The organism is Sphingomonas sp. Leaf357, from assembly GCF_001423845.1.
Classification (GTDB): Bacteria; Pseudomonadota; Alphaproteobacteria; order Sphingomonadales; family Sphingomonadaceae; genus Sphingomonas.
Genome location: NZ_LMPM01000001.1, coordinates 1,282,507 through 1,296,451, shown reverse-complemented (window position 1 = coordinate 1,296,451; position 13,945 = coordinate 1,282,507). Strand labels below are relative to the sequence as shown.

The window sequence follows — 13,945 nt, the reverse complement described above, 5'->3', positions numbered from 1 at the left end:
GCGCTCAGGCCGCGACGGTGGAGGACATGGGCTCAGCCGCCGGGACCCGGCGCGATCGGGCGAGCGTGGAGAAATACACGTCCTCCAGCCCGCCGTGCGCGGCCGCGAAGCCCTCGCCGGGATCGTCGTGCGACAGGATGTGGATGATCGTCCGGCCGGCGAACAGCCGCGTCGAGATCACCTCGTAGCGCAACCGCGCCTCGTCCAGCTCCTCGCGCCCGATGGTCTTGGCCCACACGTTGCCGCGGGTCTTGTCGATCAGGTCGAGCGGGGCGCCCTCGAGCTGGATCCGCCCGGCCGCCAGCACCGCCATGCGCGGGCACAGATCCGCCACGTCCTCGACGATATGCGTCGAGAGGATGACGACGACATTTTCGCCGATCTCGGCCAGCAAATTGAGGAAGCGGTTGCGTTCTTCCGGGTCGAGGCCGGCGGTCGGTTCGTCGACGATGATCAGTTCCGGGTTGCCGATCAGCGCCTGGGCGATGCCGAACCGCTGCCGCATGCCGCCCGAGAAACCCGCGATCGCCTTCTTGCGCACGGCCCAGAGATTGGTCTGGTTGAGCAGGGTCTCGACCGTCTCCTTGCGTTCGCGCGCCGAGGCGATGCCCTTAAGCACCGCCATATGATCCAGCATGTCGTAGGCTGAAACGCGCGGATAGACGCCGAAATCCTGCGGCAGATAGCCCAACGTCTCGCGCAACGCCTCGGGATCGGCGATCACGTCGATCGCACCGAACCGGATCGTGCCCGCCGTCGGCGTCTGCAACGTCGCGACAGTCCGCATCAACGTCGATTTGCCCGCGCCGTTCGGGCCGAGCAGGCCGAACATACCCTTCGGCACGCTCAGGCTGACATCGTCGAGCGCTTTCGTCCCGTTCGCGTAGATGTGCGTGACGCCGTTCAGCTCGAGCATTGAAATCCCCCGTGATCGTTGGGAGCGAAGCTAACGTCGTGTGTTACTGTTGTAAAGCACACCCTGTTACATCCCCTCGCCCCGCCAAATCGCGGAAATAGCCCAGCTTATCGCGCCGAAAGATTTGCGCCCTTCAATTCCCATCAGATTGGTGGATTATCTGCATCGGTCAGGAGAGCGTATGGCGTTGCGAGCGAGACGACGGCAGGGACGGGCTTTGGAGGTGCCGACGCTCATAGTCGCTGCCGTCATCTATGCCGGCTGGCTCGCCGCGACCTATTGGCACGCCGCGATCCCCGACCCTCTGCTCTTGGCGATCGGCGCGTGGCTGATCGCCTGGCACGGATCGCTGCAGCACGAGACGATCCACGGCCATCCCTCGCGCTGGCGGGCATTCAACACATCGATCGGCTTTCCGCCGCTCTCGCTCTGGCTGCCGTACGCGATCTATCGGCGCAGCCACATCGCGCATCATCGCAGTCCGTCGATCACCGACCCGACGCTCGACCCCGAATCGCGCTATGCCGCGCGGGTCGCTGGCTTGGGTGCCTTGGCGACGCGCGTGCAAGCGACGCTAATCGGCCGCATGCTGTTCGGGCCACCGATCGCGATCGGCGCGCTGCTCGCGGAGGAGGCGCGCCGCCTCATTCGGGATCCCCGCGCCGTCGCGCGCGATTGGCTGCCGCATCTGTTGGGTGGGGCACTGATCTGCGCCTGGCTCATGTGGACGCAGTTCGGGATGGGCCGCTACCTGCTGCTGTTCGTCTATCCCGGCATGGCGCTGACCCTGCTTCGCTCGTTCGCCGAACATCGCGCCGATCTGGATGCGCCCGGCCGCGCGGCGACGGTGGAACGCGGCGGCCTGCTCGGCCTTCTGTATCTCAACAACAATCTGCACGCCGCGCACCACGATCGGCCCGGCCTCGCCTGGTATCGCCTGCCCGCCTATCATCGCCAGCATCACCCGCGCCTCGTCGGCCCGGATGCGCGCGCCTATCGCGGCTATGGCCAGATCCTCCGCCGCTTCGCGTTGCGCCGGCATCACGTGCTCGTCCATCCTGCGCACGAGACGCCCGGAACATGAGCAGGGCCATCGCCTCGCTCGGGATGTACGATCACCCCGGACAACGCCGCGCGAACGACCGGCTCTGGGCCGGGATCGCGCGCCGCCTCGACGCGCACGGCATCGCGGTACCCGCCACGCTCGATCGCTCGCGTTCGGTGGAGGCGGCCTGGCGCGATCCGACCCTGCTGTTCGGCCAGATCTGCGGTTATCCCCTGCTCAGCGATCCGGACCTCGCGCTGCGCGTCATCGGCGTACCCGTCTACGACGTGCCTGATTGCGCCGCCGGGCAGCATGTCAGCCACATCGTCACCCGGAACGACGATCCGGGCACCACGCTCGCCGACTATCGCGGCCGCCGCGCCGCGATCAACGCGCGCAATTCCAACACCGGGCATAATCTGTTCCGCGCGGCCATCGCCCCACTCGCTCACGACGGGCGGTTCTTCGATAGCGTGATCGAAACCGGATCGCACCGCGCCAGCGTGGCGGCCGTCGCGCGCGGCGATGCCGAGATCGCGGCGATCGACGCCGTCACCCACGCCGCGCTGCGCCGCTTCGAGCCAGACGCCGCCGCGGGCCTCCGTATCCTCGACGTCACCGCCCCCTCACCTACCTTGCCCTTCGTCACCGCGCGATCGACCAGCATCGAAACCGTCGCCGCGTTGCGCATCGCGCTGGCCGAGATCATCGCCGACCCCGCGCTCGCCGAGGCGCGCGACGCGCTGTTCTTGACCAACATCGCTCCCCCCGACAGCGACCTCCTCGCCCCCATCCGGGCCTATGAAACCGCCGCGATCGCCGCCGGCTACCCCACGCTGCGATGAGAAATCACGGGTGTTACGCGCAATGATGCTGGAGCCACGCTCGAGTAATTCCCTGACCAAGCAAATATTTCGCAAACCGGCTGATAAAATTTCTTCGCACCGCAACACCCTAAAAAAGCCGAAGGCCATTTTTCGACAAGCGCAGGACTGCGACCAAGCAGCATCGCTTCAGGGATCGAGATTTTCGAAATCGCAAAAGGGACTGCTATCGTGACCAACCTTCGCCCACTCCTTGCCCTCGCCGCCTCGACGCTGGCGCTGAGCCATGCCGTCGCCGCCGGCGCGCAGACCGCTCCGGTCGAAACCGCCACCCCGGAGGCCGCGGCACCGGCGGACGAAAGCGAGATCGTCGTCACCGGCACGCGCACCGTGGGTCGCTCGCGGCTCGAAAGCACGTCGCCGGTCGACGTGCTGAGCGCGACCAGCCTGCAGCGGCAGGGCACGACGGAATTGGGCGCGGCGCTGGCGGCGATCGTTCCGTCGATCGATTTCCCGCGCTCCTCGGCGGTGGACGGCACGGATTCGATCCGCCCCGCCACGCTGCGCGGTCTCTCGCCGGATCAGACGCTGGTGCTGATCAACGGCGTACGGGCGCACACCTCCGCCTTGCTGAACACCAACGGTTCGGTTGGGCGCGGATCGGCGGCGGTCGATCTCAACACCATCCCCTCGGTCGCGCTCGACCGGATCGAGGTGCTGCGCGACGGGGCCGCCGCGCAATACGGGTCGGACGCGATCGCCGGCGTGGTCAACCTGCGCCTGCGTGAAGCGCGCAGCGGCGGCGGCGCTACGGTCAGCTACGGCCAGTACATCACCGACGTCGAAACCGCGCGCGGACGGCGCAAGGAGCATGATGGCGAGACCGTCACCGCCTCCGCCTGGCAGGGCATCGGCCTGGGATCGGACGGTTTCCTCACCGTGTCCGGCGAATATCTCAACCGCAACCCGACCAGCCGTGGCGATTTCGATCCGCGCAAGGAACCGATCCGCGTCCGTTCGCGCTTCGGTGATCCGGACGTCGAACAATATAGCGGCTACATCAACGCCGGTAAGCCGCTCGGGGACAGCGGCTGGACGCTCTACGGCTTCGGCGGCTACCAGCACCGCGACAGCGTTAGCGCCGCGACACCGCGCATCGTCGGCGGCATCGGCAGCAACGCCAATGCCAGCGCCGACGCACTCGCGAGCCTGTATCCGGACGGTTTCACCCCGCTGATCGCGGTCAAGTCGATCGATCTCACCGCCACCGGCGGCGCGCGCGGCGAACTGTCCGGCTGGAACGTCGATCTCAACGTATCCTACGGCCGCAACAAGCTGACCTTCGAAACGCGCAATTCGGGTAACGCCACCTATGGCGCGAATTCGCAGCGCAACTTCTACGACGGCACGCTGACCTACGATCAGCTTGTCGGCGGGATCGACGTGTCGAAGGAGCTGCCGCTCGGCGACGGCACGATCAACGTCGCGTTCGGTGAGGAATATCGCCGCGAGGGCTTCAAGATCGGTGCCGGCGAGCCGGCATCGTACAACCGTGCGCCGGGCGCCAGCGCGACGCTCGGGTCGGGCGCGCAGGGTTTCCCCGGCTTCCAGCCTTCGAATCAGGTCAACGTCCACCGCGACAACGTGTCGGGCTATCTCGATCTCGAAGCCAAGCCGAACGACAAATTGACGCTGGGCATTGCCGGTCGCGCGGAGAGCTATTCCGATTTCGGCGAGACCGCGACCGGCAAGGTCAGCGCGCGCTACGAATTCGCCCCGTGGTTCGCGCTGCGCGCCACCGCCTCGACCGGCTTCCGCGCGCCGTCGCTGCAGCAGCAATATTTCACCTCCACCGCCTCGGTGCTGACCAACGGCACGATCGTCGAGACCGGACTGTTCCCCTCGATCAGCCCGGTCGGCATCGCGCTGGGCGGCAAACCGCTCAAGGCGGAGAAGGCACGCAACCTGTCGGTCGGCACGGTCCTGCGTTCCGGCGGGTTCGACCTCTCCATCGACGCCTATCAGATCAAGATCCGCGACCAGATCGCCTTGTCCGAAAATCTTAGCGGCACCGTCGTCGCCGCCTTGCTGGCGGCGAACCCGGCGACCAGCAGCGTGACCGCCGGGCGCTATTTCCTCAACGGCATCCGGTCGACCACCAAGGGCATCGACGTGGTCGCGCACTACCGCACCCGGACAGACAATCTCGGCACGTTCGATCTGACCGCGGCAGGCAATTTCAACGACATCAAGGTGACGCGCGCTCCGGCCGCGGCGACGATCACGTCGTCGGCCGGCACCACCACGCTGCCGATCTTCAGTCGCCAGCGCATCATTTCCTTCGAACAGGGCACGCCGCGTACCAAGCTGGTCGGCACGGTCGATTGGTCGCTGAAGGATCTCGGGGTCACTGCTCGCGCGTCCTATTACGGCGACGTGACCCAGCCGAGCAGCAACGGGTTCGCCGAGGACGACATCCACACCGGCAAGCACACGATCTTCGATCTCGAGGCGCGCTATCAGGTCGTGAAGAACCTGAACGTGGCACTGGGCGCGAACAATCTGTTCGATACCTATCCGGATTATGTGAAGCTCGCCTCGTCGCGCGGCACGGTGCTCAACAGCACCGGTCTGGTCGGCTTCCCCTATTACTCGCCGTTCGGGTTCAACGGCCGCTATCTGTACGCACGCGTCGGGGTGACCTGGTAATTTGAGACGAGGGTCCCGGGGAGCGGTGGTGCTCCCCGGACTCCACTCACTTGGTGCTGCGCGCGATCAAGTCGGCCGCTTCCGTCCTCGCCTGGTCGATCTTCGTTTCTCCGGTGACGAGATCGTCGGCGATCAGCATCAGTTCGTGGCCGGTGACGGAGCCGTTATTGGCCTCTTCCTTGAGCGTTATACCGGTGCCCGAGGCGATCGCACGGTCCCAATCCGCGCGGACGGCGGACCAATACGCCTTCGTCTTCGCCCAATAGGAATCGGCTGCGGCGATCGCGAAGTCGCTCGCCGGAACATAGGTGTTGATGACATATTCGTGGACGAAGGTGGCTGGCTTGCCGTCCTTCGTGCCGATCTTGGCATTGTCTTGTTCGTGTACCCAGCCCGACGGTGTCAGGACGTGACGGTTGGTGCCGAAATAATGGTCGTAGGGCGGATTCCGCGTCGCATCCCGGCGGGCCAGCGGGCGGCGCGTCTCGTCGCTCGTCCAGCGGGTCGCGCCGTCGTCGTAGCGCCAGCGCCCGATGCCACCGTAGCGCGGCGAATCGTCGGTCTGCCACACGGTCTGCGACCAGGCGCCCTTGCGCTCCGCCTCCGGCACCGCGCGCAGGGTCCAGCGCCCGGGGCCGGCATAGGTCAGCACGGTCTTGGGCTGCCACGTCCAATCCTGCCGCCAATGCTTGATCACCATCGTCTTGCCGTTGCCGTCGGTAACGACCAGCAGATGCTGCAGCACGATCAGGTCCGGCGTATCGACGATCGCGCGCACCACCTCGTGCCCGCCGCTCAGCTTCGCCGGATACGGCGTGTAGCCCGCCACCAGCGGCGTCGTCTCGCGCATGTCGAACGTGACCTTGAAGGTGCCGGCCATCGCCAGGATCGCCGCCCGATCCCGCGCCTTGTCGCCATAGGCGGCGCCGATTTGAGCGGACGCCGCGAACGGCAAGGCGGGGATGGCGGCGGCCAGCAGGAGAGTGGCGAGCAGAGTGGATCGGATCATGGTCGGGCTCACAGGCTGAAGGAAACGGATACGCCGGCGTTTCGGCCAGGCTGGGAATAGGCATCCTGCACGACCGACGTCGCGGACAGGCCACGCACGTCGCTCCACCAGAAATACTTTTTGTCGGTGATGTTGAACACGCCGGCGCGCACCGTGGCATGATCGCGCACCTTGAGCGAGACAGTCGCATCGAAGATCCAGAAGCCCGGCGGGGTGAAGCAGTAGGTCGCGGGCACCGCCGGGGTGGTCGACGTCGCGGCGCGCGCCGGGACGTTGCAGCTGTTGTTGGTATCGGACAATTTCTTGCCCGCCGCGTGCGTCGCGGCCAGTTCTGCGCGGACCGGACCGTCTTCGGGCTGGTAGAAGATGCCGGCAACGAATTTCACCGGATCGACGCTGTCGAGCGGCAGCGTCTCCACCACCCCGGTCGTGGCATTGGGCGATTCCACACGTCCCTTCGCGTAGGAGGCCGCCGCCCGCACGCCCAGGCCGATCGGCAGCCGCGCCTCGCCTCGGGCCTCCAACCCCTCGATCTTCACCCGGCCGCGATTGATATATTGGAAAACCGCCGGACTGGCCGCGGTGAACGCGCCGCTGACCTGGACCTGATCGATGAAGTCGCGGAAGCGGCTGCGGAACGCCGTGCCGCTCAGCGACCAGCGTTGGCCGTTCAGCCGCACGCCGCCTTCGATGCTGTTGCTTGTTTCCGGTTTCAGATCGGGATTGGGGATCGAGCGGTAGTTCGACACCAGATTGGCAAAGCCGTTGTTGATCTGGTTCGGCTCGGGCGGCTTGAAGCCCTGGCTGTAATTCGCGAACAACCGGATATTCCCGGTCAGCTTCGCCACCGCGCCGAGCCGCGGGGTGAAGCGCGACGCGCTCTGCCCGCGCGGGACGAAGGTGGTGAACAACGGATCGGTCTGCGGACTGAGCTTGTAGTGATCGTAGCGGATCGATGGGAAGAGCGTCAGCAATCCATCCGCGATCCCGATCTCGTCCTGCGCGAAAACGCCGACCAGCGTGTAATCGGTCGTCGGGAAAGCGCGCGTCGGATAGGTCTCGCCGGCCGGCGGCACGGTGCCGTCTCGCACACCCGTTTGCCGGGTGTGCGAGTAATCGGCGCCATAGGCGAACAGGTGGGAGAACAGTCCGGTAGCGAGACGGCTTTCGAGCTGTAGCATGCCGCCGTAAACCTCGTTGTCGAAGCGGTTGATGCGGATCCGGTCGAGCGCGGTATTGCGATCTTCCCAGCCGGTCTGATCGGTCTTGCTCTGCTGATAATATGCGGCGGCGCGGATGCCGCTGATCGCGCCATCGCCGATGTAGCGATAGTCGATCGTGCCCCGGTCGCGCGACGTCGTGTCGAGCGCCCGAAGGCCGAGCACTGCCGTCGACGCCAGCGGTGCGGGCGGCAGAGGCTTGGTGATTGCGCTGAGCACGTCGGAATCGACTACCGACGCGAACCGCTCATAGGTCAGGCGCACGCGGCTGCCGTCGGTCGGCGTCCAGACCAGACGCGCGAGCAGGGCGTTCGATACGATATCCTGGGGAATGGCCGTCGTGCGATCGGTATTGGCACTGTCGTTGGTGCCCTTCGTCTCGATGCCGTGTCCGTCGCGCCGAGTGAAGGCGACGATCGCCTGGATGTCGCCTGCCTTGCCCGCAACCACCAACCCCTTGGTCCAGCTGTTGTCGGCACCGTCATAGCCGACGCGCAAACCACCGCCGACCAGTTTGCCGTCCTTCAGGAAATCCTGCGGATCCTTGGTGATGAAGCTCACCGCACCGGCCACGCCGTCGCTGCCGTACAGCGCCGATGCCGGACCGCGCAGGATCTCGACCGATTTCAGCAGATCGAGATCGACATAATCGCCGCGCCCGACTGATTGCGCGCCGAAGGCGAAAGCATCCGGCACGCGCACGCCATCCACCGTGATCAGGACGCGGTTGCCCTCCAGCCCGCGAATATTGAACCCGCTGTCGCGATCGCGCCCGGTCGAAGCGCCGGCGGCGGTGAAGCGCGCCGGCGCGCGGCGCACGCTGACGCCCGGTTCGTAGCGCACCAGATCCTTGATGTCGGAGATGAGGCGATCGTCGATCGTCGTCGTGTCGATCACCGATACCGTCGCGGGCACATCCTCGACCGGCTTTTCGGTGCGGGTCGCGGTGACCGTGATCACGCCGTTCTGGTCCTCGACATCCGGCGCGGACGCGACATCCGTTCCGGTAGTCGCCTCGAACACCACCGGATCGGCGGATGATGCTGAGGCCGGTGCGACGGCAGCGACAACGAACGCGACAGGCGAGATGCCCAACAACAGACCGGCAAGTTTCATGGCGATTCCCTTTGTGATGACGGCTTGCTAGTGCGAGTCATTCTCGTTAGCAAGAGTCCATCGATATGGGAGCGAAACGATGATGTTGGGACGGATACGGTCCGGCGTTTTGAAGCGCCGCACGACAGCGACGATGCTGGAAATCTGCGCGGTTGCGGTGACGATTGCATCGGCGCTATCGCCTGCCATGGGCCATATGCCCTATGTGTTGCCCAGTGCGTTCGAGGCGGCGCGCGACCGGATCACGATCGAGGCTTCGTTCGGCGAGGATGCCTTCCGCCCCGAAATCGCGATGAAGGATGCGCCGTTCGAGGTGACCAGGCCCGATGGCAAGACCGTGCCGCTCGCCGCGCCAACGCTCGCCAGCGACTTGACGGTCGTCGAAGCGTCGCTGCCCGTCGAGGGCCTGTATCGCGTGTCGTCCGGCCAGCGGCTCGGACGGGTCGGCAAGATGTATCGAACCGGAAATGTCTGGACGATCGTCGGCGAAGGCGCTGCGCCCCCCGCAGGCGCGACCTTCGTTGACGTGCGTAGCGCGACGATCGCCGACGCCTATGTGCTGCGCGGCAAGCCCGGCGCGTCCGGCGCTCTCACGGTTCGCGGCAAGGCGCTCGAAATCCACCCGCTCGGCGATCCGGCAAGCTATTCGCCGGGCGCACCGGCGGCGTTCGAAATCCTCTACGACGGCAAGCCGTTGGCCGGCGAAGCGGTCACGCTCTTCCGCGAGGCCGGTGTGTATGACGGGCGCAAACAGGCGGGCACCGCGACCACGGACGAGGCCGGCAGGATCACGCTCACCCCGCCCGATGCCGGCCGCTACCTGCTCCTGGCCCGCCACCGCACCGCCACGCCCGCCGGTCGCGACGCCTATACCAGCTTCACCGCGACCTTGGCGTTCGAGGCACTGTGATCTTGTCGGTTCAGCTGCGCATCACATCCGGACCTTCGCCGTGATGCCGAAGGTGCGCGGATTGCCGGCATAGCCCGTCACGATCCCGGTCGCCTTGGTCAGGCCGAGCAGGTTGGAATAATAAGCCTTGTCGAACAGATTCTCGACCCACAGCTGAAGATCCAGCCGATCGCCCATCAGCAACGTGCCGACGCGTGCGCTGGTCAGCGCATAGGCACCGATCTCCGCCGCCGGATCGAGCGTGATCGTGGTATTCTGCTTCGAGCGCCAGTTGACGTCGACCAGCCCGTAGACCTTCACGTCGTTGCTGACTGCGGTCGTGTAATCGGCGGTGAAATCGGCGGTCCATTTCGGTGCCCAGGCGACTTGCCGGCCGGTCAGGTCGCAGGTGAGTGCGGTGAACTGCGCAGGGCAGACCGAGTTCGGGAAGGACGAATAGATTGCCTTGTTATACGCGACGAAGCCCTTGGTGTGGAACCCGGCGAACAGCCAGGTCTGCGCCTCGACCTCGACGCCCTTCGACGTCAGCGAGCCAACATTGGCGAGGAAGCGGATCGCGTTGCTCCCCGACCCCACCGCCTGATTGGCCTGATAGTTCTTCACGTTGGTGTGGAACGCGGTGACGTTCAGCAGCACCTTGTGGTCGAAGAATTCGCTCTTCACGCCGACCTCGAAATTGTCGGCGGTCTCGCCCTTCACCGTCTGTTGCGCGCCGAGCGCGATCGCCGAGGCGACGCCGCTGTCGGGGTTGGTGCTGTTGTACGGCAGCAGGTTGAACCCGGCCGATTTGTTGCCGCGCGCATATTTGCCATAGGCGAAGACGTCCGGCGTGAATTTGTAGTTGATTCCGATCTCGCCGGACAGCGACCTGTCCTTCAGGCTGGTGTCGACATGGCCGAGCTGCGCGTTCGCGCCACTGGGGGACAGTGCGTTCAACTGCGCGGTCGTCAGGTTGCCGGGGTTGGATGCGACGACGCCGTCATACACTTCCGAGCGGCGCTCCCATGTCTGGCGCAGGCCGACGTCGATCGCCACGCGGCGCGCCGTGTCCGGGTGCCACGTGACGTTGCCGAACACCGCGTCGGTATCGGTGTGGAACACGGCCTGGCTGCGGAAGCCCGCACCGGTCAGCGCGGCGGCATAGGCACCCTGCGCCCAGGTCCGCCCGCCGATGGTGGGGAAAGCCGTCGCCGAGGGGTTGGCGGCCCAGATGTGATATTGCGTGCCGAACCGGATGCGCGAATCCACCTGCAGGCGCTGGCGGCTGAGGAACCCGCCGATCGTCGCCTCGACCGGCTGGTCCTTGGGGCTGGACCAGCGCAGCTCCTGGCTGAACTGGCGCTCCTTATTGCACGACCCATAATCCCGCACCGCGTCCAACTGCGTGAAATCATTGTCGTTGTTGGTGAAGCATTCCCAGCGCTCGTAGGCGGTGATCGAGGTGACATTTCCGAGGTCGCCGAGATTGTAATCCACCTCGCCGCTCGCCGAATCCAGTTTCGTCGTCGCGTTCAACGGGCTGTCGATGTTCACGTTGCGGTCGCGCACGGTGCTGGTCAGCAGGGTATAGCCCGCCGCCGCCATCCGCGCCTGCAACGCCGCGGGGTTGTAGATCGAGAAGATGATCGGCGAGATCGTCGGGAAACTCTGCCGGCCGTGCGTGCCGATCAGGCGGACCGTGAGATCCTCGCTCGGCGTGGCGAGCAATTGCGCGCGCACGCCCCAGCCCTGCCGCGCATTCTGGTAGTTGCCGTACAGCAGATTCTTATAGTTGCCGTCGCGGTCGCTGTAGAAACCCGACACGCGCAGCGCGAGCTTGTCGGCGATCAGGGGCCCGGTAACGCTGCCCTTGAATTCCTTGAAATCGTAGTTGCCGTAGGTCGCTTCCCCGCTCGCGCCGAACGTCATGCTCGGCTTCAACGTGTTGATGATCACCGCGCCTGCCGTGGTGTTCTTGCCGAACAACGTGCCCTGCGGCCCGCGCAGTAGTTCGACATCGGCGATGTCGTTGAAATCGCTCGACACCATACCCTGCCGCCCGGTGTAGACGCCATCGACGAAGATGCCGACCGAACCGTCGATGCCGTCGGTGTTGAAGCCGTTATTGCCGATCCCGCGAATGCCGAGATTCAACTGCTTCGGATTGGTCAGATAGACCGAAAAGGCCGGAAACTTGGTCTGGAAGGTCGTGAAATTGGTCAGGTTCTGGCGGCTCAGTTCCTTCTCGCCGATCACCGTGATCGGGATCGGCACCTGCTGGCTGTTCTCGGACTTCTTGCGCGCGACGACGAGGATCTCGCTGCCGTCATCGGTCGGCACGGCGTCCGGCGACACATCGGTGGATTCGGCATGCACGACGACCGTTTGCGCCCCGGCCGCCGTAGCGATCGACAACAGACTCGCCGAGAGCAAGAAGGCGACAGGCTTGAGCTTCGAATACATGCAGATACCCCCAAATATACCGGACGCAGGTGCACGGCCCCGGCCAGTTGCCCGGCCGGGCTCATGTCTTGATCGCGCTCTTCTTGGATCGGGCGCCCCTGCGTTGCGTCGCCGGTAGGACGGTTCTGTGTATCTATTGTGACAAAGTAATGCTGGATTTCATCCCGCGGACATATTCAGTCCCGGCTTGCCCGGCTCCAACATGAAGCGCGCGATATCGGCGATGGCCGAGTTCTCGCGCCGCGAATCGTCCAGCCCGCGAAACACCATCTCGCCCCCGGACGGAGTCAGATCGAGGCGACCGTAACCGCGCTTCGCATCCTCCGCGAAACCGAGGCTGTTGCGCGCGGCCAGCGCCTTGTAGCTTGGATCATGCAGCAGCGAGGTGATCGATCCGCCGACGAATTCCGTGCCGATCGCCGCGCCATCGGGCCGGGCCGGATCGCGGATGTCGGCGGCGGCGAAGGCGTGGATGTCGCCGCCCAATGCGATCGGATTGCCGGTGCCGACCTCGGCCCAGCGGCGGAATATCCGATCCCGCGCCGCCGGGAAGCCCGACCAGGTATCGGCACCATATTGATCGCCGCGTTCGGGATGGCCGGAATCGATCCGCACCTGCTGGTGCATCAGCGTCTGCTGCGCCAGCACGTTCCATTGCGCGCGCGTTGATGCCAGTGCCGCCATCAACCAGCGCTCCTGCTCTGCGCCCAGCATCGTGCGGTGCGGATCGCCGAGCGTCGCGCAGGCCGGGATCAGGCTGCGATATCTCAGATGGCGCTCGGCCAGTTCCGGTGGCTGGCACGCGGGCAGCCCGCGATACTGGCGGTCGTCGAGGATCTGGAACTGCGCCAGCCGGCCCCAGTCCAGCGTGCGATACAGATGCATGCCGCCGTCGCGATCGGGCCGGGTCGCGGCGCGCAGCGGCTGATGTTCGTAATAGGCCCGATAGGCGGCGGCGCGGCGGCGCAGGAAGACGGCGGGATCGGAATTGTTCTGGTCGCGCGCGTCGCCGTAATCGTTGGCGACCTCGTGATCGTCCCAGGTCAGCACCCAGGGCGCAGCCCGATGCGCGGCCTGTAACAACGGATCGAGCTTGTAGGCGGCGTAGCGCGCACGATACCCGGCCAGATCGACCGCCTCGCTCAGGTCGAAGCGGCGCACCGCCTCGTCGCCATCCTTCACCTTGTCCTCGTAGATATAGTCGCCGAGGAACAGCACCAGATCGGGATCGTCGGCGACGATGTGGCGGTACGCGCCGTAGCGTCCGACCTCGTATTTCTGGCACGATCCGAAGCACACGCGCAGCCGATCGACCCTCGCGCCCGGGGCCGGCGCGGTGATCGTCCGCCCGACCGGGCTTGCCTCGCCGCCGGCGATGAAGCGATAGAAATAGCGCCGCGCCGGGCGCAGGCCGGCGACATCGACATGCACCGAATGGGTCCATTGCGCGTCCGCCCGCGCGACGCCGGATCGCACGATCCGCGCGAAGCCCTCGTCGTCCGAGACCTCCCAGCGCACCGGGACGGACACCGGCGGCATGCCGCCATCCGGTTCGAGCGGCGCAGGGGCGAGCCGAGTCCACAAGACGATGCCGTCCGGGGTGGGATCGCCCGACGCGATGCCGAGCGTGAACAGGCCCTGCGGCAGGTGCAGCGCGCCACGCGCGCCGACGGACAGCAAGGCAGCCGACCCGGCGGCACCGAGAATGACGGTCCGGCGGGAGAGCGCGGCGGGTTCGAAACGACTCATGGGCA

9 protein-coding genes are annotated in these 13,945 nt (G+C 65.9%); 4 read left to right on the top strand and 5 right to left on the bottom strand.

The genetic code is table 11. The features are described 5' to 3' along the window. Window positions 1–4: 4 nt before the first annotated feature. On the bottom strand, window positions 5–916 hold the full coding sequence (locus tag ASG11_RS06045) for an ABC transporter ATP-binding protein (RefSeq protein ID WP_055776462.1): 912 nt from the start codon (window positions 914–916) through the stop codon (window positions 5–7). A gap of 223 nt (window positions 917–1,139) precedes the next feature. Here ASG11_RS06045 and ASG11_RS06040 point away from each other — a divergent pair, with 223 nt between their 5' ends. The 3 genes from ASG11_RS06040 to ASG11_RS06030 all read left to right on the top strand — a co-directional run bounded on the left by ASG11_RS06040 (window position 1,140) and on the right by ASG11_RS06030 (window position 5,494). Continuing rightward, window positions 1,140–2,000 (top strand): fatty acid desaturase, encoded by an 861-nt coding sequence (locus ASG11_RS06040; protein ID WP_236697401.1) that lies wholly within the window; start codon window positions 1,140–1,142, stop codon window positions 1,998–2,000. Then, window positions 1,997–2,806, top strand: coding sequence for a phosphate/phosphite/phosphonate ABC transporter substrate-binding protein (locus ASG11_RS06035; protein ID WP_201781285.1), 810 nt, complete (start codon window positions 1,997–1,999; stop codon window positions 2,804–2,806). The genes ASG11_RS06040 and ASG11_RS06035 overlap by 4 nt, the downstream gene beginning before the upstream one ends. 210 nt (window positions 2,807–3,016) lie before the next feature. After that, a complete protein-coding gene (locus ASG11_RS06030; protein ID WP_055776458.1) occupies window positions 3,017–5,494 on the top strand; it encodes a TonB-dependent receptor in 2,478 nt (825 codons plus the stop codon). A 46-nt stretch (window positions 5,495–5,540) separates the two neighbouring features. Here ASG11_RS06030 and ASG11_RS06025 read toward each other — a convergent pair whose 3' ends face one another. After that, window positions 5,541–6,503, bottom strand: coding sequence for a DUF6607 family protein (locus tag ASG11_RS06025; RefSeq protein WP_055776455.1), 963 nt, complete (start codon window positions 6,501–6,503; stop codon window positions 5,541–5,543). Window positions 6,504–6,511: 8 nt separating this feature from the next. Continuing rightward, a complete protein-coding gene (locus ASG11_RS06020; protein ID WP_055776452.1) occupies window positions 6,512–8,839 on the bottom strand; it encodes a TonB-dependent hemoglobin/transferrin/lactoferrin family receptor in 2,328 nt (775 codons plus the stop codon). A gap of 79 nt (window positions 8,840–8,918) precedes the next feature. Between ASG11_RS06020 and ASG11_RS06015 the strand changes: the two genes are divergently transcribed. Continuing rightward, window positions 8,919–9,749 carry a DUF4198 domain-containing protein gene (locus tag ASG11_RS06015; protein WP_082472622.1) on the top strand — a complete coding sequence of 277 codons (831 nt, stop codon included), beginning with the start codon at window positions 8,919–8,921 and terminating at the stop codon, window positions 9,747–9,749. A gap of 21 nt (window positions 9,750–9,770) precedes the next feature. Here ASG11_RS06015 and ASG11_RS06010 read toward each other — a convergent pair whose 3' ends face one another. Next, on the bottom strand, window positions 9,771–12,191 hold the full coding sequence (locus tag ASG11_RS06010) for a TonB-dependent receptor (RefSeq protein WP_055776445.1): 2,421 nt from the start codon (window positions 12,189–12,191) through the stop codon (window positions 9,771–9,773). Between the two features lie 159 nt (window positions 12,192–12,350). Then, entirely contained in the window at window positions 12,351–13,940 is a 1,590-nt protein-coding gene (locus ASG11_RS06005) for an alkaline phosphatase D family protein (RefSeq protein ID WP_055776442.1), read from the bottom strand. Between the last annotated feature and the right edge of the window lie 5 nt (window positions 13,941–13,945).